This window comes from Pseudomonas sp. BN505 (genome assembly GCF_029873175.1).
GTDB lineage: Bacteria > Pseudomonadota > Gammaproteobacteria > Pseudomonadales > Pseudomonadaceae > Aquipseudomonas > Aquipseudomonas putida.
In genome coordinates, this window is sequence record NZ_SSOI01000067.1 from 528,537 (window position 1) to 550,224 (window position 21,688).

Annotated in this window: 19 protein-coding genes and 1 pseudogene; 6 read left to right on the forward strand and 14 right to left on the reverse strand. The window is 61.6% G+C overall.

Features of this window, described 5'->3' with window-relative positions:
- Positions 1-244: 244 nt before the first annotated feature.
- The 3 genes from E8E78_RS24865 (at position 245) to E8E78_RS24875 (ending at position 2,809) form a co-directional block, all read left to right on the forward strand.
- Positions 245-1,042, forward strand: a complete 798-nt coding sequence (locus E8E78_RS24865; RefSeq protein ID WP_024717349.1) for a transporter substrate-binding domain-containing protein — start codon at positions 245-247, stop codon at positions 1,040-1,042.
- Between the two features lie 77 nt (positions 1,043-1,119).
- The gene (locus tag E8E78_RS24870) at positions 1,120-2,082 is read left to right on the forward strand and encodes an amino acid ABC transporter permease (RefSeq protein ID WP_049274963.1); all 963 of its coding nucleotides are present in this window, start codon (positions 1,120-1,122) and stop codon (positions 2,080-2,082) included.
- The gene (locus tag E8E78_RS24875; protein ID WP_041168148.1) at positions 2,075-2,809 is read left to right on the forward strand and encodes an amino acid ABC transporter ATP-binding protein; all 735 of its coding nucleotides are present in this window, start codon (positions 2,075-2,077) and stop codon (positions 2,807-2,809) included. Before E8E78_RS24870 ends, E8E78_RS24875 begins: the two co-directional genes overlap by 8 nt.
- A gap of 120 nt (positions 2,810-2,929) precedes the next feature.
- Here E8E78_RS24875 and E8E78_RS24880 read toward each other — a convergent pair.
- From E8E78_RS24880 to ubiE, 13 genes and pseudogenes are all read right to left on the reverse strand, one after another.
- Positions 2,930-3,520 (reverse strand): annotated as a pseudogene (locus E8E78_RS24880) (methyl-accepting chemotaxis protein); the annotation flags it as partial.
- A gap of 122 nt (positions 3,521-3,642) precedes the next feature.
- Positions 3,643-4,587 (reverse strand): RHS repeat-associated core domain-containing protein, encoded by a 945-nt coding sequence (locus E8E78_RS24885; protein WP_080889150.1) that lies wholly within the window; start codon positions 4,585-4,587, stop codon positions 3,643-3,645.
- 121 nt (positions 4,588-4,708) lie between these two features.
- Positions 4,709-6,652, reverse strand: coding sequence for a methyl-accepting chemotaxis protein (locus tag E8E78_RS24890; RefSeq protein ID WP_049274961.1), 1,944 nt, complete (start codon positions 6,650-6,652; stop codon positions 4,709-4,711).
- Positions 6,653-6,915: 263 nt separating this feature from the next.
- Entirely contained in the window at positions 6,916-8,832 is a 1,917-nt protein-coding gene (locus tag E8E78_RS24895; RefSeq protein WP_049274960.1) for a methyl-accepting chemotaxis protein, read from the reverse strand.
- Between the two features lie 101 nt (positions 8,833-8,933).
- Positions 8,934-9,641 carry a 16S rRNA (uracil(1498)-N(3))-methyltransferase gene (locus E8E78_RS24900; protein ID WP_016501994.1) on the reverse strand — a complete coding sequence of 236 codons (708 nt, stop codon included), beginning with the start codon at positions 9,639-9,641 and terminating at the stop codon, positions 8,934-8,936.
- Positions 9,638-10,426, reverse strand: coding sequence for a twin-arginine translocase subunit TatC (gene tatC / locus E8E78_RS24905; protein ID WP_016501993.1), 789 nt, complete (start codon positions 10,424-10,426; stop codon positions 9,638-9,640). Before tatC ends, E8E78_RS24900 begins: the two co-directional genes overlap by 4 nt.
- Positions 10,423-10,800, reverse strand: a complete 378-nt coding sequence (gene tatB / locus E8E78_RS24910; RefSeq protein WP_016501992.1) for a Sec-independent protein translocase protein TatB — start codon at positions 10,798-10,800, stop codon at positions 10,423-10,425. The genes tatC and tatB overlap by 4 nt, the downstream gene beginning before the upstream one ends.
- A gap of 3 nt (positions 10,801-10,803) precedes the next feature.
- Entirely contained in the window at positions 10,804-11,076 is a 273-nt protein-coding gene (locus tag E8E78_RS24915) for a twin-arginine translocase TatA/TatE family subunit (protein WP_016489564.1), read from the reverse strand.
- A 164-nt stretch (positions 11,077-11,240) separates the two neighbouring features.
- Positions 11,241-11,576 (reverse strand): phosphoribosyl-ATP diphosphatase, encoded by a 336-nt coding sequence (locus E8E78_RS24920; RefSeq protein ID WP_016489563.1) that lies wholly within the window; start codon positions 11,574-11,576, stop codon positions 11,241-11,243.
- A 1-nt stretch (position 11,577) separates the two neighbouring features.
- Positions 11,578-11,970 carry a phosphoribosyl-AMP cyclohydrolase gene (gene hisI, locus E8E78_RS24925; protein WP_049274959.1) on the reverse strand — a complete coding sequence of 131 codons (393 nt, stop codon included), beginning with the start codon at positions 11,968-11,970 and terminating at the stop codon, positions 11,578-11,580.
- A gap of 72 nt (positions 11,971-12,042) precedes the next feature.
- Complete coding sequence (gene ubiB, locus E8E78_RS24930; RefSeq protein WP_016501990.1) at positions 12,043-13,665, reverse strand: ubiquinone biosynthesis regulatory protein kinase UbiB; 1,623 nt, start codon at positions 13,663-13,665, stop codon at positions 12,043-12,045.
- Positions 13,662-14,285 carry an SCP2 sterol-binding domain-containing protein gene (locus E8E78_RS24935; RefSeq protein ID WP_016501989.1) on the reverse strand — a complete coding sequence of 208 codons (624 nt, stop codon included), beginning with the start codon at positions 14,283-14,285 and terminating at the stop codon, positions 13,662-13,664. Before E8E78_RS24935 ends, ubiB begins: the two co-directional genes overlap by 4 nt.
- Complete coding sequence (gene ubiE / locus E8E78_RS24940; RefSeq protein WP_016501988.1) at positions 14,285-15,055, reverse strand: bifunctional demethylmenaquinone methyltransferase/2-methoxy-6-polyprenyl-1,4-benzoquinol methylase UbiE; 771 nt, start codon at positions 15,053-15,055, stop codon at positions 14,285-14,287. Before ubiE ends, E8E78_RS24935 begins: the two co-directional genes overlap by 1 nt.
- Before the next feature lie 124 nt (positions 15,056-15,179).
- On the opposite strand from ubiE, the gene E8E78_RS24945 reads away from it, so the two are divergent.
- Positions 15,180-15,455: a polyhydroxyalkanoic acid system family protein gene (locus E8E78_RS24945; protein ID WP_003249289.1), complete on the forward strand. Its 276-nt coding sequence runs from the start codon at positions 15,180-15,182 to the stop codon at positions 15,453-15,455.
- Between the two features lie 18 nt (positions 15,456-15,473).
- Here the strand turns inward: E8E78_RS24945 and E8E78_RS24950 are convergent, their stop codons facing one another.
- A complete protein-coding gene (locus E8E78_RS24950; RefSeq protein ID WP_348532388.1) occupies positions 15,474-20,234 on the reverse strand; it encodes a hypothetical protein in 4,761 nt (1,586 codons plus the stop codon).
- Positions 20,235-20,414: 180 nt separating this feature from the next.
- Here E8E78_RS24950 and E8E78_RS24955 point away from each other — a divergent pair, with 180 nt between their 5' ends.
- Together E8E78_RS24955 and E8E78_RS24960 are read left to right on the forward strand one after the other, a co-directional pair.
- Positions 20,415-20,834 (forward strand): phasin family protein, encoded by a 420-nt coding sequence (locus E8E78_RS24955; RefSeq protein ID WP_280314779.1) that lies wholly within the window; start codon positions 20,415-20,417, stop codon positions 20,832-20,834.
- Between the two features lie 10 nt (positions 20,835-20,844).
- A complete protein-coding gene (locus E8E78_RS24960; protein ID WP_280314776.1) occupies positions 20,845-21,645 on the forward strand; it encodes a phasin family protein in 801 nt (266 codons plus the stop codon).
- The last annotated feature ends 43 nt before the right edge of the window (positions 21,646-21,688 follow it).

Below are 21,688 nucleotides of genomic sequence, written 5' to 3' on the forward strand. Positions count from 1 at the left end.
AGCCAGCTCCCACAGGTATTGCGCAAGCCTCTGGCCTATGTGAATCCTGTGGGAGCTGGCTTGCCGGCGATGAAGGCTCCCCAATCTTCCTGCCTAATCGGATTTTGGCCAACAAAGTCCCCCCCGGCGCTAGGTCCCCGAGCCGCCATGCGTTAGCATCCCATTCCGATACGACGCCTCGGCCGGTACGGCCGTGCCAACACAATAAGATTCGCTACTTTTCTTGCTAGGGGACTTGGTGATGATCAAGCAATACCTTTCGCGACTGCTGGTCGGTGTAACCGCCCTGGTCGCTGTAACTGCGGCCCAGGCAGGCGCCATCGATGACGCGGTCAAGCGCGGCACCCTCAAGGTGGGCATGGACCCGACCTACATGCCGTTCCAGATGACCAACAAGCGTGGCGAGATCATCGGCTTCGAAGTCGACATTCTCAAGGCCATGGCCAAGTCCATGGGCGTCAAGTTCGAAGCGGTCTCCACGGCTTATGACGGCATCATCCCGGCCCTGCTGACCGACAAGTTCGACATGATCGGCAGCGGCATGACCCTGACCCAGGAACGCAACCTGCGCCTGAACTTCAGCGAACCCTTCATCGTGGTTGGCCAGACCCTGCTGATCCGCAAGGAACTGGCGGGCGAGATCAAGTCGTACAAAGACCTGAACAACGAGAAGTACCGCCTGACCTCCAAGCTGGGCACCACCGGTGAAATGGTCTCCAAGAAGTTGATCGGCAAAGCCAAGTACCACGGCTACGACAACGAACAGGAAGCGGTGATGGACGTGGTCAACGGCAAGGCTGATGCCTTCGTCTACGACGCCCCATACAACGTGGTAGCCGTGGAGAAAGCCGGTGCCGGCAAGCTGCTGTTCCTCGAAGAGCCCTTCACCTACGAGCCGCTGGCTTTCGGCCTGAAGAAAGGCGACTACGACAGCATCAACTTCATCAACAACTTCCTGCACCAGATCAAGCATGACGGGACCTACGATCGTATTCACGACAAGTGGTTCAAGAACAAGGACTGGCTGAAGGACATGGAATAAGGCCCAGGCCACAAGCCCGGCTTTGACCCCGACGCGCAGGCAAACCCTGCGCGTTCGCATTTACGGAAGTACCCCACGTGATCAAACACAAGAAAGCCCAGTGGCCCTGGCACGGGCTGACCGCCCTGGTGCTGGTCGGCCTGGCGATCAGCCTGTACATGGCCACCTCGATGATGTCCTACGAGTGGCGCTGGAACCGCGTACCGCAATACTTCGCCTACAAGGCTGAAGACGTTCAGCGCGCTGCCGGTTATGGCACCGTGCAGGAGATCGTCATTGCCGGCGATAACGCCCGCGTCACGCTGAAGGGCGAGCAAGGTGACGAGCAGGTCCTCGAAGTGGCCAAGGACAGCCTGCAACTGAGCCGCGGCGACGATGTGGCCGAAGGCGACCAGATTGGCGTCACCCGCCATTGGGCTGCCGGCCCGCTGGCCTGGGGCCTGTGGACCACGTTGTGGCTGTCGGTGGTATCCGGCGCGCTGGGCCTGGTCATCGGCTTGTTCGCGGGCTTGTGCCGGTTGTCCAGCAACCCGACCCTGCGTGACCTCTCGACCGTTTATGTCGAACTGGTGCGCGGCACGCCGCTGCTGGTGCAGATCTTCATTTTCTACTTCTTCATCGGCACCGTGCTCAACCTGTCCCGCGAGTTCGCCGGGGTGGCGGCGCTGGCACTGTTCACGGGCGCCTACGTGGCAGAAATCGTCCGTGCTGGCGTGCAGTCCATCACCAAGGGCCAGAACGAAGCCGCGCGCTCGCTGGGCCTGAACGCCGGCCAGTCGATGCGCCACGTGATCCTGCCGCAGGCTTTCAAGCGCGTGCTGCCGCCGTTGGCTGGCCAGTTCATCAGCCTGGTCAAGGACACCTCGCTGGTTTCGGTGATCGCGATCACCGAACTGACCAAGAGCGGCCGCGAGGCCATTACCACCTCGTTCTCGACCTTCGAGATCTGGTTCTGCGTGGCAGGTCTGTACCTGCTGATCAACCTGCCGCTGTCGCACCTGGCCAGCCGGCTCGAGCGGAGGCTTGCGCAAAGTGATTGAAGTCCGTGACCTGCTGAAAGTCTTCGACACCCGTGGCCAAGTGGTACGGGCTGTGGACAACGTCACCACCCAGGTCGCCAAAGGCGAAGTGGTGGTAGTGCTCGGCCCATCGGGTTCGGGCAAGTCCACCTTCCTGCGCTGCCTCAACGGCCTGGAGCATTTCGACCAAGGCCATGTGGCCATCGACGGCCTGCAACTGGCCGACCCGAAGACCGACATCAACGCCTACCGCCGCGAAGTCGGCATGGTGTTCCAGCACTTCAACCTGTTCCCGCACATGACCGTGCTGGAAAACCTGTGCCTGGCGCAGAAGGTGGTGCGCAAGCGCAACAAGGCCGAGCGTGAAGCCAAGGCCCGGGCGTTGCTGGAGAAGGTGGGTATTTCGCAGAAGGCCAACGAGTACCCGTCGCGCTTGTCGGGCGGTCAGCAACAGCGCGTGGCGATTGCCCGTGCCCTGGCGATGGACCCGAAAGTGATGCTGTTCGACGAGCCGACCTCGGCGCTTGACCCGGAAATGGTCGGCGAAGTGCTGGACGTGATGAAGACCTTGGCCCAGGAAGGCATGACCATGGTCTGCGTCACCCATGAAATGGGCTTTGCCCGCGAAGTGGCGGACCGGGTGCTGTTCTTCGACCACGGCAAGCTGCTGGAAGATGCAGCGCCAGGGGCGTTCTTCGATGCGCCGAAGGACCCGCGCGCGCAGGCTTTCCTGCGCCAGGTGCTGTAAAAAGCGGGGGCGCTTTGCGCCCCAATCGCCGGCAAGCCAGCTCCCACAAAAAGCAGGTCAGCGTCATGCCTGTGGGAGCTGGCTTGCCGGCGATTGGGCTGCAAAGCAGCCCCTGTAACCTCAAATGCTGAACCGCCCAACCATCCCCCGCAACTGCTGCCCCAACTGCTCCAGCTCCCCGCTCGAGGCCGCCGTCTGTTCGCTGGCCGCACTGGTCTGATCCGACACATCCCTCACATTGATCACGCTTCGGTTGATTTGCTCGGCCACCACGCTTTGTTCTTCGCTGGCCGTGGCGATCTGCTGGTTCATGCCCTGAATGTTCGACACGGTGTCGGCGATCTGGCTCAGCGCATGCCCGGCCCTGCGGCTCAGCTCCACGCTCTGCTCGGTCAGGTTCTTGCTGCTGTCCAGCAAGCGGGTCACCTCGTCGGTACCGTTGTGCAGGCTGTCGATTAGCTGGCCAATCTCTTCGGTTGCAGTCGAGGTACGCTTGGCCAAACCGCGCACTTCATCGGCCACCACGGCAAATCCGCGTCCGGCTTCTCCCGCCCGTGCCGCCTCGATAGCCGCGTTCAGGGCCAGCAAGTTGGTCTGTTCGGACACCGACTTGATCACATCGAGGATGCTGCCAATACGCTGGCTTTCGCCTGCCAGATGCTGCATGGCCGTCAGGCAATGGTCCATCTGCCCGACCAGTTGCTCGATTCGGCACCGGCAGAAGTCTTTGCCTCCCCGAAAGACCAACGGGTACTGGCATTCCTGCGCCAGGGGTTGTGACAGCATTTACTTGATAGTTGATGCCGACTCTAGGCGGTAGGGATATCGCTTCTCTACCTACTAAAGTGGGGGTTATTTAGTTTTGATTCTACTTTTCTAATCAGACCCCCAACAATTAGGATTTGGTGTGTGTGCATTTCGATTAAATTGTTAGCATTGGTCAAGCTTTTATGTAAATAATCTCTCGCATCATTGAATGCAAATACTCTTAACGGTTTGGCGGCTGGCGGTTCAGCAGTGGGTGGTGCGGGCAGCATTATTTCTTCAAATGACTCAAGTGCATGCATTTTTTCTATTATCCAGCGCTTGGCATCTTTCCATTTAGTCAAGTGGTTGATTTCTCTTTTTTCAAATTGTCTTTGCGATGTGAGCAAATCATTACCCATTGTGATGAATTCTTCTTTGCTTGCAAATTGGTGTCTTTCCATATGGAGGAAGTCTGAATCTGGAAGGATGTTTTTTTTGCGCCTTGGTCTCATTGCGCCGACCAATCTAAGTCCGTTCTTGATAAATGCTGGTGTATTGCCCGAAGGGTCTGTGTAATTAACTGGGTCACCGGCAGCATAGGCATAACAGTTGAAGTTATTTTTTAAAAAAATTCCCGTTCGGTCGGGGGATAGAAAGCGCATCAGGCGAGTGCTGTACGCTCGGTTGCCATGACCCAGTAAATAGAAATCGAAGGGTTCCAATAGCTCACCATTATAGCCCAATGCAGTCCCTCGGCTCTCGCCGGTGCTGTGGCCATAGGGACTGTATTGGGAGGCGTGAAAGCCGTGTGTGTGCTGCGTACATAGAGTGGAGTGTGCTTCATCGGTTGCTAAAAGGCGGGCCTCCTCAGGCGCTGAGCTTAATTGACCCAGTGGAACTCCCACCGCCCTGAGTAGGCGACTTTGGCTATCGCCTGCACTGATGATTGCAAGCGTATTCCCATTGCGGAAGTACAATTTTTTTGGGAACATTGACTTCGGCGCTCTCTTTAATAGGGTGCAATTGATCATAGGCCCCGCCTGCGCCAGCACAACTGGCAGAATTAACAGTTTAGCCTGAGCGTAAATATGCTCTCAATCACTTGAGCAAGCCCTGCAGCGCGCAAGGGGCCGCTACGCGGCCCCGGCAATTTCAAAGGCTGAACCGCCCCACCATCCCCCGTAGTTGCTGCCCCAGCTGCTCCAGCTCCCCACTCGAAGCCGCCGTCTGCTCGCTGGCTGCATTGGTCTGGTCTGACGCATCGCGCACGCTGATCACACTGCGGTTGATTTGCTCGGCCACCACGCTCTGCTCCTCGCTGGCCGTGGCGATTTGCTGGTTCATGCCCTGGATACTCGACACCGTATCGGTAATCTGGCTCAAGGCATCCCCCGCCTTGCGGCTCAGTTCGACGCTCTGCTCGGTCAGGCGCTTGCTGTTGTCGAGCAGGCTGGTGACCTGGTCGGTGCCGCTGTGCAGGCTTTCGATCAGCTGTTCGATCTCTTCGGTGGACTGCTGCGTGCGCTGCGCCAACCCTCTGACTTCATCGGCTACCACAGCAAAACCACGCCCGGCTTCACCGGCTCGGGCGGCCTCGATGGCGGCGTTCAGTGCCAGCAGGTTGGTTTGTTCGGACACCGACTTGATCACATCGAGAATGCTGCCGATGCGCTGACTTTCACCTGCCAGGTGTTGCATGGCCGCCAGGCAGTGGTCCATTTGCCCAGCCAGTTGCTCGATACGGTTGATGGCCTCGGAGACCACTTGATCGCCCACCTGGGCCTGCTGGTCGGCGTTGGTTGCAGCCAGCGAGGCCTGCTCGGCGTTCTGTGCCACTTCCTGAACGGTGGCGCTCATCTGGTTCATGGCGGTGGCCACCTGGTCGGTTTCCTCGCGCTGCTGGTTGATCTTCAGTTTGGTGTCCTCGCTGCTGGCTGCCAGCTGTGAGGCGGCCTGTGACAGCTGGCCGACGCCTTGGTCGATACCCCCGATAAGCTCGCGCAGGCTCAAGGTCATCTCACGCATGCGGCTTTGCAACTGGCCCATCTCGTCACGGCGTTGCACCGCGTCAACCTGGCTCAGGTCGCCTTTGGCTATGCGTGCAGCCACGGCCAGCGTCTGGCGCAATGGCTGGGTGATCTGCAAGGTGATCAGCCAGGCGGCTAACACCCCCATTGCGAGTGCCAGCAGCGCTACGCCGGTCAGCAGCGAGCGGGCGGCCAAGGCTTCGCTGTCGCGCTGTTCGATCTTGCGTTCACTTAGTTGCACGCTCACTGCGGCCAGTTCATCGCCCATTTGCTCCATCGCATTCTGCAGTTGCTCAACCCGCACGGCCGCGCGGCGGTACTGGTCCAGGCTGGCCCGGTATTTGGCCAACTCGGTACCGGGTTGCTCGGTGAGCGCGTGTGGCAAGCCCAGCGGCTCGAGGTTTTGTAGCAATTGCCCAAGGCTGGTATCGGCGGCGTCCAGCGCACGTTCGCCCACCCGCGTGAATTCCTCGACGGGGGAGAAGGTATAAGCCGGCATCAGGCTTTGCTGGTTAGCGCCATCGACATGCCGGGTGAGGTTATCCATCAGGCTCAGTACGGCACTACGCTGGCCGTCGGCCGACATGTTCAGCAGGGCTTGGGTCTGTAGATTCTCGATGACCTCGTTTAGCTTATGTTCCTGTGCCTGCATGGTTTCGCGCAGGGCAGTACGGTTGATGACGCTGCTTTGCAGCTCGCTGAAGGTGTCGCGCAGGCGCTGCAGCATCGCCAGCTTCTCGCTCAGTAACTGGCGAGACTCATCAACGTTGCTGCGTTGCTGCAGCGTGGACAGCATGGCGTCCAGCTGGTCAAGGATGCGGGTAACTTGTGCTTTGCTGGCGTCGTCGTTAAGCACGCGATACGTGATGCGCTCTGCGCGCAGGTCTTTGGTGAGGTCGTTGATCAGGCCGATCTCGCTCAGCTGTTCCGAGCGGGTAATGGCGCCATCCAGTGCGCGCCAGCCGCTGAGGGTGGTGGCCAGGGTAAGCAGCAGGACCACCGCAAAGCCGAGGGCCAGCTTGGCAGCGACACTGATGTTGCCGAGCTTGCGGTTGAGGTATCCGAGCATGGTGAGTCTCCGTCCATTCAAGAAAGGGGATGCAAGCGCATTGCTGGCATCTCACCTCTGCCAATCGGCAGCGGAGCTGTAGGACTTGACCTGAAAGCCAAGTAGGAAATTTCGCCGCGAACTGTAGGAAGGTTCTGCCTGCACTGGCCTCTTCGCGGGTAAGCCCGCTCCTACAGGTACTGCTCAGCCCTTGAAACCTGCGCGATACCTGTGGGAGCGGGTTTACCCGCGAAGAGGCCAGTGCAGCTGATTCATCCCTCAGATCACAGCTTGAACCGCCCCACCAACCCCTGCAGGTGGGTCCCCAGCCGAGCCAGCTCCACACTCGAACTGGCCGTCTCTTCACTTGCCGCCGAGGTCTGGTCGGATATATCCCGCACATTCATCACGCTACGGTTGATCTCCTCGGCCACGGCTGTCTGTTCCTCGGCTGCCGTGGCAATCTGCTGGTTCATCGCCTGAATCGACGACACGGTGCGGGTAATGGTCTCCAGCGAGCTGCCGGCGCGGCGGGTCAGCTCGACGCTGCTGTCGGTCAGCTGGCGGCTGTTGTCCATCACGCTGGCCACCCGTTGGGTGCCGCTTTGCAGGCCGGCAATCAGCTCTTCGATCTCTTCAGTCGACTGCTGGGTGCGCTGGGCCAGGCTGCGTACTTCATCGGCCACCACGGCAAAGCCACGCCCGGCCTCGCCGGCGCGAGCGGCTTCGATAGCCGCGTTCAGGGCCAGCAGGTTGGTCTGCTGAGCCACCGATTTGATCACGTCGAGCACGCTGCCGATCTTGTCGCTCTCGGCCTTGAGCTGGTTCATCGCTTCGCTGGAGTTGATCACTTCACCCGCCAGCCGCTCGATCTGTGCCACAGCCTCACCCACCACCCGGTCGCCTTCGCGGGCTTGCTGGTCGGCCATCAGGGCGGCTTCCGAGGCCTGCTCGGCGTTACGGGCTACCTCGTGCACGGTGGCCGTCATCTGGTTCATGGCGGTCGCTACCTGATCGGTTTCGACCTTCTGGTTGTTGACTCCGGCGCTGGTCTGCTCAGTTACCGCCGACAGCTCCTCTGCGGCACTGGCGATCTGAGTGACACCGTCACCGATGCCGCCGATCAGTTCGCGCAGGCCTTGGGTCATGCGCTGCATGCTCGCTTGCAACTGGCCCAGTTCGTCGCGGCGGTTCACCTGCAGGTTCTGGGTCAGGTCGCCACTGGCGACCCGCTCTGCGGCGCGCAGGGTCTGGCGCAGGGGGATGATGATCTGCCGGGTAATTGCCCATGCCGCCAGCAGGCCGAGGGCCAGGGCCAGCCCGGTGGCCACGGCGAGCAGGGTCTTGGCCTGGGTCGCGCCGGCGTCACGCACGGCGGTTTGCGAAGTGGTCATCGCCTGGCTGGTCTGTAGCAGCAGCGTACCTTGCTCGGCCATGTGCTGCAGGGCCTGCTCGCTGGCGGCCTGGGCATTGCCGAACTGGGTGACCGCATCGCGGTAGCCGCCCATGGCGGTGGCGGCATCGTCGAGACCGGCGGCATGTTCGGCCGGCACTTTGGCCGGCAATGCGCGCAGCTCGGCGAGGGCCTGGTCGATGGCTTTCAGCGCCGTTTGCTGGAACTCGGCATTGCCGCTGTAGGTGTAGCCACGAACCTGGAAACGCGCTTGTTGCAGCAGGGCGCTGACGTCTACCGCGTGCTGGTACTGGTTGATATCGCCGCCTTGCAGCAGGCCCCGCTGCACGCGGCCGATCAGCTCTGCAGCCTTGTCAGCGCTGTCGCCGAGCACGCTACGGCTGGCCTCGCGGCGCTGGCCGGCATGTTTCAGCTCGTTGAATGCCTGCTGGTAAATGCGCACGGCCTCGCGCTGCTGCTCCAGGCGCTGGCGGTCGGCGGGGTGTTCGATTTGCCCGAGCATCAGCTGCACCTGGCGGTCGAGGTTGGCCAGGGCTTTTTCCAGCTCGGCCACCGACGCGTCATCACTGCGGCGCTCGTAATGCTGGCGGGCGATGCGCAGTTCCTGGGTGTACTGCTGGATAACCGAGATGTTACCCAGCTTGTCGCCACGGTCGATGATGCTGTCCATGCCGTGCCAGCCGGCCAGGGTAATAGCCAGGGTCAACAGCAGCACCAGGCCGAAACCCAGCCCCAGTTTGCGATTCACGCTCACATTGCCCAGCGATTGGGCTAACCATTGGTACATGTACGACTCCCCGGCGGCTTGGCAGCACAAATAATTGTTGTGTTGCCAAGGCCATCGGCCCGGGAGGGGGAAACTTGATGGGCGAAAAAACGGCGTTTACGTCAGAAAATACGCGAAAGCAGCGCAGTGACGGCGGTCTCTACCCGCAGGATGCGATCACCCAGCTGCACCGGTGCCAGGCCAGCCTTGCCCAGCAGGTCAATTTCGTAGGGGATCCAGCCGCCTTCTGGGCCGATGGCCAGGGTTACGGCTTGTTCCACGGCACGCGGGCAGGCGGGGTAAGGGCCGGGGTGGCCCACAAGGCCCAGGGTGCCAGCGGCGATGGCGGGTAGGCGGTCTTCGACGAAAGGCTTGAAGCGTTTCTCGATGATCACCTCGGGCAGCACCGTGTCACGCGCCTGTTCCAGGCCGAGGATCAGGTTGTCGCGAATGCTCTCGGGCTGCAGGAAAGGCGTTTGCCAGAAGCTTTTCTCGACCTTGTAACTGTTCACCAGGATCAGCCGCGATACGCCCAGAGTGGCCACGGTCTGGAACAGCCGTCGCAGCATTTTCGGCCGCGGCACCGCCAGCACCAGGGTCAACGGCAGCTTCGCCGGTGGTTGCTGGTCGAACGCCACTTCAAGTTCGGCCTCGTGCTGTTCCAGGCGCAGCACTGTGGCCTTGCCCATCAGGCCGTTGATACGGCCCACGCGCAGGTTGTCGCCCACCGCTACGCGGTGGATTTCCTGCATGTGGGTAAAGCGCCGATCAGCAAGAACGACGCGGTCGGCCGAGACGAAATCGGCCTCTTCAAGGAGCAACAGATTCACGGTTGGGTCGCTGGTGGCTGGTCGTTGTGGTCGTTGGCTTCTTCGTCGTGGGCACTGCGCTTGCGGATCAGGCTACCGCACAGCACGCCGACCTCGAACAGCAGCCACATGGGCACGGCCAGCAGGGTCTGAGAGAAGATGTCCGGCGGGGTGAGGATCATGCCGACCACGAAGCAGCCGATGATCACGTAAGGGCGGACCTTCTTCAGGTACTTCACGTCGACCACGCCAATCCACACCAGCAGCACCACTGCCACCGGGATTTCGAAGGCGACGCCAAAGGCGAAGAACAGCGTCATCACGAAGTCGAGGTAGTTGGCGATGTCGGTCATCATTGCCACGCCTGCCGGGGTGGCGGCGGCAAAGAAACTGAACATCAGCGGGAACACCAGGAAATAGGCAAAGGCCATACCGGCGTAGAACAGCAGAATGCTCGACACCAGCAGCGGAATGGCGATGCGCCTTTCATGGCGGTACAGACCCGGTGCGATAAAACCCCAGATCTGCTGCAGGATGAACGGGATCGCCAGGAACAGCGAGACGATCATGGTCAGCTTGAACGGCGTCAGGAACGGCGAGGCCACGTCGGTGGCGATCATCGTCGCGTTGGCCGGCAAATGGTCGCGCAGCGGCGCCGAGACCAGGGTGTAGATCTGCTGGGCGAAGGAAAACAGCCCGGCAAAGATCAGGAAAATGACGGCAACACAGCGCAGCAGGCGGGTGCGCAGTTCGGTCAGGTGCGAGACCAGCGGCATCGGCTGGTCGTGTTCCGGATTCTCGCTCATGGGGCTCGCGGCGGTTGAGGCGGTTCAGAGGATGCTACCGGGGTTGCAGGTGCTTCGACCGGCCTGGCCTCAAGCCCGGCAGGTGGCTGCACGCTGGCCGTGGTTACCGGCGGCTGGGCAGGGGGTGTCATCGGGTTGAGGATGCGCTTGGCTTCCTCTTCCATCTGCAGGATGTGCTCGTTGTGCAACTGGCGTCGGATGTCGTCGGCGCCGATTTCGCGCTCGACTTCCATCTTGATGCTGTTGAAGCTGCGTTTGAGCCGGCCGATCCACAGGCCTGCGGTGCGCGCGGCACCGGGCAGGCGCTCGGGGCCGAGCACCAGCAGGGCGACCAGACCTACGAGTAGCAGCTCGCTGAAACTGATGCCGAACATGGGTCAGTCTTTCCGTTGCGGCTCTTGGACCGGTTGGGCCTGGCCTTCGATGGTGTGGCCTTGTTGCGGCTGGGCAGTGTTTTGCACCGGCGGCACAGGCTGGGCAGGCGGCGGAGTCTGCTCGGCCGGCTTGGTCTCTTCTTCGTTCATCGCCTTGCGGAAGCCCTTGATCGACTCGCCCAGGTCACTGCCGAAGTTTTTCAGCTTCTTGGTACCGAACACCAGGACCACGACGACCAGCAGGACGATCCAGTGTTTCCAGTCAAAAATACCCATTTCGTACTCCCGAAATTTACAGGTACAGCAAATCTGTCTGGCAGCGCGCCCCTTGTGGGAGCGGGTTTACCCGCGAACACCGGCGCAGCCGGTGCCATATACCGCGTTGCATGCTTCGCGGGTGAACCCGCTCCCACAGGGGCGTGCAACGCCCCAAAAATACATCAGGCAGATGGCTGGCGTGCGGCCTTCTCATCATGCCCGGACAAGCCGAAACGGCGATCCAGTTCGTCGAGCACGGCTTGTGGATGCTGGCCCAGCGCGCTGAGCATCACCAGGCTATGAAACCACAGGTCGGCGGTTTCGTAGATGACATCGCTGTAATCCTTGCTGACGGCAGCGTCCTTGGCGGCAATGATCGTTTCGACCGACTCTTCGCCGAGCTTTTCGAGGATCTTGTTCAGGCCCTTGTGGTACAGGCTGGCTACGTAGGAGCTGTCAGGCGCCGCTTGCTTACGTTCTTCAAGCACTTCGGCCAGGCGGTTGAGGGTGTCGCTCATGTCAGTGTCCTGCGCTGTAGATGGCATCCGGGTCCTTCAGGACCGGGTCGACGATTTTCCACTGGCCGTCTTCAAAGACGCGGTAGAAGCAGCTTTCACGGCCGGTATGACAGGCGATATGGCCCAGTTGCTCGACCATCAGGATGATCACGTCGGCGTCGCAGTCCAGACGCAGCTCATGCAGCTTCTGCACGTGCCCGGATTCTTCGCCTTTACGCCACAGCCTGCCACGCGAACGCGACCAGTAGATGGCGCGCTGTTCGGTGGCGGTCAGCGCCAGCGATTCGCGGTTCATCCAGGCCATCATCAGCACGCGTCCGGTCTTGTGGTCCTGGGCGATTGCCGGTACCAGGCCGTCGCTGTTCCACTTGATCTCGTCCAGCCAGTCTTTCATCGTCGACTCCAAAGCGGGCCCGCTCCTGTATCGGGCCCTTTGCGCTAGTGTGCCAGCCACAGGCGCGGCTGGCTATTGGCGCACGATCAGGTAAAGGCCTGCGGCCAGCATCAGCCAGGCCGGCCAGGCAGCAGGGGCGGCCAGGCTGGCGGCCTCAGCGGCGCCTGCGGCCAGCACCGCGCCACCACCGAGCAGGCCGGCGCCCAGCAGGCGCAGGGCCCAGCGGTCACCCTGGCGGCGGCGTTCCGGCAGTTGCGGATCGTTCAGGTGCGGTTGCGACAGGCGTTCGAGCAGGTCGCGGGCCATGTTGGTCAAGTGCGGCAACTGCTCGACCTGCCCATGAATGTTGCCGAGCACGGCCTTGGGGCTGTAGCGGTCGCGCATCCAGCGTTCGAGGTAGGGTTTGGCGGTGCTCCACAGGTCCAGGTCGGGGTACAGCTGGCGGCCCAGGCCTTCGATGTTGAGGAGGGTCTTCTGCAGCAGCACCAGCTGCGGCTGCACTTCCATGTTGAAGCGCCGCGCGGTCTGGAACAGGCGCATCAGCACCTGGCCGAAGGAAATATCCTTTAACGGTTTTTCGAAGATCGGCTCGCACACGGTGCGGATCGCCGCTTCGAATTCGTTGACCTTGGTATGCGCCGGCACCCAGCCCGAGTCGATGTGCAACTCGGCGACGCGGCGATAGTCACGCTTGAAGAAGGCAAACAGGTTACGCGCCAGGTAGTCCTGGTCCTCGGCGGTCAGGCTGCCGACGATGCCGCAGTCGATAGCGATGTACTGCGGGCTCCACGGCTTGACCGTGCTGACAAAGATATTGCCCGGGTGCATGTCGGCATGGAAGAAGCTGTCGCGGAATACCTGGGTGAAGAATACCTCCACGCCGCGCTCAGCCAGCAGCTTCATGTCGGTACGCTGGTCGGCCAGGGTGGCCATGTCGGTCACCGGTACGCCGTAGATGCGTTCCATCACCAGCACTTTAGGGCGGCACAGGTCCCAGTACACCTGGGGCACGTACATAAGCTCGGAGCCTTCGAAGTTGCGCCGCAGCTGGCTGGCGTTGGCAGCCTCGCGCAGCAGGTCGAGCTCGTCGTAGATGGTTTTTTCGTAGTCGCCGACGATTTCCACCGGGTGCAGGCGGCGGGCATCGGCCGAGGCGCGTTCGGCGGCCTTGGCAATCAGGAACAACCAGGCCAGGTCCTGGGCGATCACCGGCTTCAGGCCCGGGCGTACCACCTTGACCACCACCTCTTCGCCGGTTTTCAGGCGTGCGGCGTGCACCTGGGCCACCGAGGCCGAGGCCAGCGGTTCGACGTCGAAACGGCTGAACACCTCGCCAACCTTCGCGCCCAGCTGCGCTTCAATCAGTGCCACGGCCTGTTTCGGGTCGAACGGCGGCACACGGTCCTGCAACAGCATCAGCTCGTCGGCGATGTCGGTGGGCAGCAGGTCGCGGCGGGTGGACAGCAACTGGCCGAACTTGATGAAGATCGGCCCCAGGTCCTGCAGCGCCAGGCGCAGGCGCGCGCCACGGCTGAGTTCGGTGGGCTTGCGTGGCAGCCAGCGCCACGGCATCAGCAGGCGCAGGCTGGCCAGCCACCAGGGCAGCAAGGGCTGTTCGAACAGCAGGTCATCGAGACGGTAGCGAATCACCACGCGCTGGATGCGAAAAAGACGGCGGACGGCGAGCAGCTTCATGCGTTTTCGCTGGTATCAAGGGATCGGGAGAGGCGCTTGATGCGCGCCTCGAGGCGTTCTGTATCGAGCTTCAGGGCATCGAGTTCACTGAAGGCGGCTTCGGCTTCGCGCTTGCCTACCAGGGTGCGGGACTCTTCGGCCAGGTACTCGGAAAGGTTCTGGCTGAAGCGCGCCAGGCCCTGGCGGGTCCAGCGTGCACGCAGGCGAATGTGGCCTGCCAGCATGGCCGTGGCGACCGGGCCGAGCCAGCGTTGCAGCTCGTGCTCCCAGTCCAGCTCCAGGTCCTGCAGCACGCCGAACAGGTCGAGCAGCACGGCGCTGTCGCCATGCAGTTCTACCTGCGGGCTGTGCAGCACGGCGGTCTTGTCCCTGGCCAGGGCAAGTTGCACCAGGCTGCCGGCCGGTGCGCGCAGGCTGCAGTCGACCCCGCCTTCCCAGTGGGCGGCGAGCATCAGGCCGTCTTCATCGGGCAGGATGAAGACCTGCAGGGCTGGTTGGCGGCAGTCGATCTCGATGACCTTGCCTTCCAGCGCGGCCAGCCGCGGCAGGGCCGTGCTGTCCATGCGCAGGACGCGGTTCAGGCCATGTTCGACGCTGGCGAGCAGCCCGGCCAGCAGCATCAGGGTTTGATCCCCCGGTGCACGGCAACGATGCCGCTGGTCATGTTGTGGTAGGTGACGCGGTCGAAACCGGCCTCGACCATCATGCTCTTCAGGGTTTCCTGGTCCGGGTGCATGCGGATCGATTCGGCGAGGTAACGGTAGCTTTCCGAGTCGTTGGTGATCAGCTTGCCGGCCAGCGGCATGAAAGCGAACGAATAGGCGTCGTAGGCCTTGGACATCAGTTTGCTGGTCGGTTTGGAGAATTCCAGGATCAGCAGACGGCCACCGGGCTTGAGCACGCGCAGCATCGAACGGATGGCTTCGTCCTTGTGGGTGACGTTGCGCAGGCCGAAAGCGATGGTCACGCAGTCGAAGTGGTTGTCCGGGAACGGCAGTTTTTCGGCGTCGGCCTGGACGAACTCGATGTTGCCGGCCACACCGCGGTCCAGCAGGCGGTCACGGCCAACCTTGAGCATCGACTCGTTGATGTCGGCCAGTACCACCTGACCCGTCGGGCCGACCAGGCGCGAGAACTTGGCGGCCAGGTCACCGGTACCGCCGGCGATGTCCAGCACCCGGTTGCCGCTGCGCACGCCCGACAGCTCGATGGTAAAGCGCTTCCACAGGCGGTGCATGCCGCCGGAAAGCACATCGTTCATCAGGTCGTACTTGGCTGCCACCGAGTGGAACACTTCGGCGACTTTTTTCGCCTTCTGGCTTTCAGGTACGTCCTGGTAGCCAAAGTGGGTGGTGGGTTCGGCGTGGTCGCCTTTGCGCTGGTCGTTCATATCGCTTCACCGGAAAAAATTACCGCCATTCTAGGGCGAACGGGCGGATTTGTCTTGGCGGGGTGTGCCAGTGGGCAGGGGCGGGCATAATGCTGATTATGTCTACATCTTCAGGAACGCCCGCATGACCCAGATCAGCGTCGAACGCAAACACTCCCTAGGCCGTGATGCCGCCCGCGCCAAGGCCGAAGCGCTGGTCGACAAGCTCAGCCGTGAGTACGACCTCAAGGCCACCTGGAACGGTGACCGCGTGGACGTTGCGCGCAGTGGCGCCAATGGCAGTGTGCACATTGGCGACGACAGCATCCGTGTCGAATTGAAACTGGGCATGATGCTGTCGATGATGAGCGGCACCATCAAGGGCGAGATCGAGCGGGCGCTGGACAAGGCCCTGGCCTGAGCCAGGGCCGCTCTCTGGCTATTGCGGGGCGTCCGCCGGGAAGGGAATGATGCCAATCACCTGCTCCAGGCGCAGGTCGCCGCGGTAGATCGCGATGCGCTCCCGTGCGCTTGCGGCTTGCTCAAGCAGGGCCTTGCGGCCCCTGACGCCTGCATCCCAGAATTTGAGGTGGCCCTTGACGAAGTCATGCCCCCTCGCTTCCAGGCTGGGATAGTGAAAATGTGCCTCCCACAGTAACCGCTGTGGCGCTTGCACATCGCGAATCTCGTAGACGTCGAGGTAATCATTGGCGTGACGTAGCTGCCGGCGAATCACGGTCTGCCTGATCCGAAACCGCTTCTGCTCAGCCAGGAAGCGAAGGGCCTTGCCGTCGGGATGGCGGGTGTTCAGGTATGCGTCGGTGAGCAGCCGATGCCTTTCGTGATTGACGCGGTCCACCGCTGCCCGAAGGAGGTCGACCAAGCTGGAATCCAGTGGATTGTTCAGCTCGGTCAGTTGCTGCTGCACTTCGCGCATGTCACCTGCCGGCCATTCCAGAAAGTCGGCCAGGCTGTTGGGCTCATCGGCATAGTGAGCGGCGAAGGCAATTTTCCCATCCACCTCTGCCAGCAGGCGGCTTGCTCGCTGGCGCAGCTGTGCCCGGTCGTGCCGGGCCGGCCGCGCTTGCTCAGGCACGGCATGCCACACCCCGTCGCGTTGCGCGAAACTGCCCGCAGGCTCCTGGTTGAATGCACTGCGCTGGATGGCCCGATTGCCCATTTGGTCGATTTCCACCAACAGCGGTCGACCTCGGTCAACACGGATGACCCGGCGCCTGATCGTTGCGGGGCGATGATAGGGCGTTGGCGGGGGGAGGGTGATGCCGCTGTCGAGATTGGTCAAGGTCGCGCTAAGTTGCTGCTCCGTGATCTGGGTAATGGTGGACAGTTCGCGTATATATTCGTCCAGCACGTCAGCGACCAGCGCAGGCGAGTCCAGTGTCTTCATGTATTGGGCGCGATCCAGCACGGTACGGTATTTCTGAAGGATATCCTCAAGCAGTTCGGCTTTGACCTGGGCCGTCTCTTCGGTGGCTTCCAGACCGTCCTGGCTCCAGATCGTACGGCTGAATTCGATGCCGCTGAGCGGCGCGCGCATCGCAAGCAAATGCTCGGCCGTGTCCGCAGAGAGCCGAGTCTTGTCCACGGCGAGGTAGGCCAGGTCACTGAGCAGCTGGGCCCGAATGACCAGTGTCGAATACGTCCTGCGTCGAATGGTCTGGGCGAGTTTTGTGGCTTTGTCGGCAAATTCGATCTTGGGGTCCGGCAGTACTTGCGCCAAGGTCCGGTCCAGCCGCTGGCTGACGACAAGCAGGCGGCGGCTGGCCTGGCTGGAATCGCGTACCCGTTCGCAATAATCGAGGTATTGCTGTATCTGCTCGGCAGTCTCTGGAACGCGGGGCAGCCCGATGGACTGTGCGCTCAGTGCCTGGTGGTCGACCTGCTCCAGCAAGCGGCGGCACAGCAGCATGTCGTTTTCGATGGCTGCACCGTACCAGTTGCCGTATCGGCGTCGGCTCGGGGCTCGGGTGTCGAATTTGCTGAACCGTGGTTCGGCCATCTCCTTGAACACTTCGATATTCCCGTGTAGCAGCGTGCTTTGCCGTTCCAGGTAGAGCGCGGATGCCCTGATTTCCGGTAAGTGCCGTAGGCGCTGGGCTTTGAGTGCCTGCCTCTGAAGCTGCAAGGCTGGCGGCGGTGTATCACGCTCATGTGCAGGTAGTGCATCGACAGCCATGCTGTATTCCCGCGCGAGGTCGTCATAAACCTGCAGTTGCACTTGGCTGCGTTCCATCAGGGGTGCCATCTGATTCAGCGCTTGTTGGTTAGCCGTGGCGGTTGCGCTCAACGTGTCGAACCGCTGGCGGTTTTCCGCGTTGATGGATAGCCTGTTCCTTGGCATGCCGCCAAAGAGGGTAAGATTCACAGTCCATTGGCCATGCCAGCGCGTCAACCAAGGGCCTTTTGGGCGTTCACGACCAACGATATGGTAGCCGTCCGGGGCGCCATCCCATTGGGACACCCATTCGCTGCTGCTCGGCTCTGGGCCGATGATCTGCATGCCGTTCCAGGTCTCGATGACTTCATAGACGTCATCGCCCAGCTTGACGTAGTAACGGCCGGCGATATTGAACAACCCACGCAAACGGCCCCTTGTCAGTGGCGCGTGCCCTTCGAGTGACTGCGAGGCTTGCAGTTGGGCCAGTGACTGGCGCTCCTGTACCGACAGGTTGCTCAGGCGCTGCTCGTCATGCCAGCTTTCTACACGCACCCGCGTGGGCTGCGGCGCCTCGACGGGGGCCTGCCAGGGTTTCTCCTGTGGCTGCTCGAGCGCTGGGGGCGGGGATTCTTCCTTCGGTGCAGGGCCTGAAAAACGCAACGTAACGGCCGCTTCGCTGTTGGCAGGTGGCGTTGCCGGGCGGTGGGCAAGGAGCAAGGCCAGGTTGGTGAGCAGGTCTATGGCGGCGACGATCTTGTTGTCACCGCTGCGCTTGATCAGCGCCTCCACGTCTTCCTTGGCCGCCGACAGCGCCACGACCAGCCACGCCAGGGTGGTCATCGGGCCATGCCAGAGCTGGGTGACGGTATTGAAGATCGCCCAGGCAGCCTCCTTCACCAAAGCCCGCACTTCCTGGGCATTGGATACGCTATTGCTGGCTGAGGCCAATAACATAGTGTCGATGCGGGCGTTGAACAGGTGGGTGTCCAGATCATCCATCCACGCCTGGAACAAGACTTGGACCGGGCGTCTGAGGCGTTGCAAAAGGCCGTCCAGCAGCTCGACCGGCACATTGAGCAGGTGCGTCAGCGCGGTAATGTTCGGGTGCAGGTGCGGGTGCTTGAACCCGTCGTTCTGGTAAATCGGACGCGCGTCATCGTCGAGCCAGGCCAGTACGCTCTCTTGCAGTGCGCCCCTGCTGCGGACTGCGTCCATCAGCAATTCGAGGGTCGGAAATTCCTGCAACGCCCTGTCGGCATAGAACGGGCGGTACAAGACCCAACTGCCGCTTGCCGGAATTTCGATGATGAACATCCCGTGTGCCACATCGCTCGCCGAAGCGCCAGGCGCGCAAAGGAACGCCAGAGGGGCGATGCGCAGAAGGTCCGCGCCATTGTCCATGCCCTGGCAGAACCTGAGCATTGCCTGGCTCGCCGTTTCGCCAAGCTGTCGCTCGATCTTGGCCTTCAGGGTGCTGAACCGAAGGGCGTAACGCCATTCTCTGGCATGTTGCCTGATTCGTTCGGACCTGCGCGGTTCGGTTCTGACTTGATCCTGCAGGTAGGTGGGGTAGTGAGCGCCGATATCGACCTGATGAATCAGCGCCCTGATCTGCTCGATGCTCAGCCAGTCCTTTACGGGCGAGCCATCCTCGAAACTGAGCCCGGTCATCACCTCGCCAGCCTCAAGGCGCAGGCGGGAGATCGCCAGATCGGTCAGGGGCACCGTGCGCAAGAACAGTGACTGCCCTTGTGTGCCGGCGCCGATGATGGCCTGGGAAATGCGGATGTGCACCTCGTTCGGGTCGTGTACCGCCTTGTCTGGGTAGCGGGCCTGCAGGGTCTCACGCAAGCGGCGAGCGGCGTAATCACGGATATCTTCGACATCGCTCAGCGATGTGCAGCCCTTCGACCGACCTTGGTTCGCCGCCAGATCGAGCAGTGCAGTGTGATAGGCGTAGCGGTCCTCAGTGCTGGCATTTAGCAGCCATCGCGGTGGGCGGACAGCGGGTGCAGTTCGTTCCTGCGAAGGCAGGTCGAAGAAGTGAGCTGACGGGTCGCTCACCTGACGCAGTTGTCGCTCCAGCTCGTCGACGGTTGCCAGGCCACCAATACGCAAGCGCCCGATGTCGTCCAGGATACCGTTCAGCAGTTGCCTGGCCTGGAAGGCGAAAGGGCGCCCGATCACCGGTGTGTGCGCCCAGGACAACGCTTCGAAGCGATAGCTTTGTGCTAGCTGCCGTTGCAGCGCGGTGGCAAAGCTGGGCAGGTCGACATGGCGGTGAACCGAACCGCAGGGTTTGCATTGCAGAACCAGGTTGCGGGTACCACTTGTGGTGATGAGCAACAGATCCGGCAGGGTGACGGTGCGTGCTTCGCCATCCGTTCCGAGCGTGACTTGTATCGCCTCGACAGCCAGGCTGTCGAATACCCCGTCGAGCAAGGCGTACATTGCAGCTTTTTCATCATCTGCCAGGCCTTGGCGAGGGAGGTTCTCGAGCAATGCGGCCTTGATGGTGTGTTCCAGCCAGAGCATGCGCGAGGCTTGGCTGTCTTCGTCGAGCCCGTTCCAGAAGCCGATCTGGGCTTGCTGGAAGGTAGGTATCAACGCACCAAGCACTGTATCGAAGTCATCGCTGAGCTTCGTCAGGTCCGGGATGATTTCGGGTTGGCGGATGTTGTCCGGGCCTTGCTCCTGAATTTGAAACACATGGGGTGGGCTGATGCTCAGCTTGTCTGCGGCGCTTGGTTGCACACGTTCCTTGGCCAGAAAATGCCTGAGAAGCTCATCCAGCAGCCCGCTCTGACGTGGGAGATCACCTGTGCTGGCCGGTGCATGCAGGATGACGAAAGGATCGAGCGATGTGATGTGAGGGTGGTTGCGTTGCAACCACGGATACCGGTCGCTGAAAGTCTGGAATGCTTCTTTTGATAGAACGTCCCGCAGGCTGGGTCGTTTGGAGAAACAGGCTGCCACGCTTTGCTTGAACGTCAGCCTCGGTGGGTTTGCTACAGCAGTCATGGCGTCGATGTCCGTGAGGTGAAGCCTGCGACGCTAGCGCTATGGCCAACGGTGCTTGCGGTATATAGATGCGACAACGACGACCTTAGGGTGAGGTTTCTAATTTTCTTCCCTACCTTAATACTCAAGCCCAGCCTCCATGGGCGGTTTTCCACCACTCATGAGCATGAGGTACACAGCATGGCCAAAGTGATTGTGAAGAAAAAAGACGAAGCCCTGGGCACGCTTGGCGAGGTGCGCGGCTATGCGCGCAAGATCTGGCTGGCCGGTATCGGCGCCTACGCCCGCGTCGGCCAGGAAGGCTCCGACTACTTCCAGGAGCTGGTCAAGGCCGGCGAAGGCGTCGAGAAGCGTGGCAAGAAACGCATCGACAAAGAGCTCGATGCAGCCAACCACCAGATCGACGAAGCCGCTGAAGAAGTCAGCCGCGTACGCGGCAAGGTAGAAATTCAACTCGACAAGATCGAAAAAGCTTTCGACGCACGGGTAGGGCGCGCCTTGAATCGCCTCGGCATTCCGTCTAAACATGACGTTGAGGCGTTGTCGGTGAAGCTTGAACAGCTGCACGAGCTGCTTGAGCGCGTCGCGCACAAACCATAAGGAGAGCAGGATGGCTGGCAAGAAGAATTCCGATAAAGAAAGCAGCTCCTGGGTCGGCGGGATCGAGAAGTACTCCCGCAAGATCTGGCTGGCGGGGCTGGGTATCTATTCGAAAGTCGACCAGGACGGCCCCAAGCTGTTCGACTCGCTGGTGAAGGATGGCGAGAAGGCCGAGAAGCAGGCGAAGAAGACGGCTGAAGATGTAGCCGAAACCGCCAAGTCGTCGACCACTTCGCGCGTGTCTGGCGTGAAGGACCTTGCGATGGGCAAGTGGAGCGAACTCGAAGAGGCTTTCGACAAGCGCCTGAACAGCGCCATCTCGCGCTTGGGCGTGCCGAGCCGCAACGAGATCAAGGCCCTGCACCAGCAGGTGGACAGCCTGACCAAGCAGATCGAGAAGCTGACCGGTGCTTCGGTTACGCCGATTTCGTCGCGCGCTGCGGCTTCCAAGCCGGCTGCGAGCAAGGCAGCGGCCAAGCCACTGGCCAAGGCAGCGGCGGCCAAGCCTGCTGCTAAAACGGCGGCGGCCAAACCTGCAGCTAAAACGGCAGCGGCCAAACCTGCAGCAAAGCCTGCGGCCAAACCTGCAGCTGCCAAGCCGGCGGCAAAACCGGCAGCAAAACCGGCAGCGCCCAAGCCAGCGGCAGCGAAGAAACCTGCGGTGAAGAAAGCACCGGCCAAACCGGCAGCCGCCAAACCCGCAGCTCCAGCGGCCAGTGCCGCCCCGGCCGCTACCGCAGCACCGGCACCTGTAGCCGCCCCGGCCAGCAGCGCACCGTCGGCACCAAACGGCACCGGTACCCTGATCTGATACCGCGTCGTCTTCTTCTCGGGCTTGCCCGCTTCCACAGGTA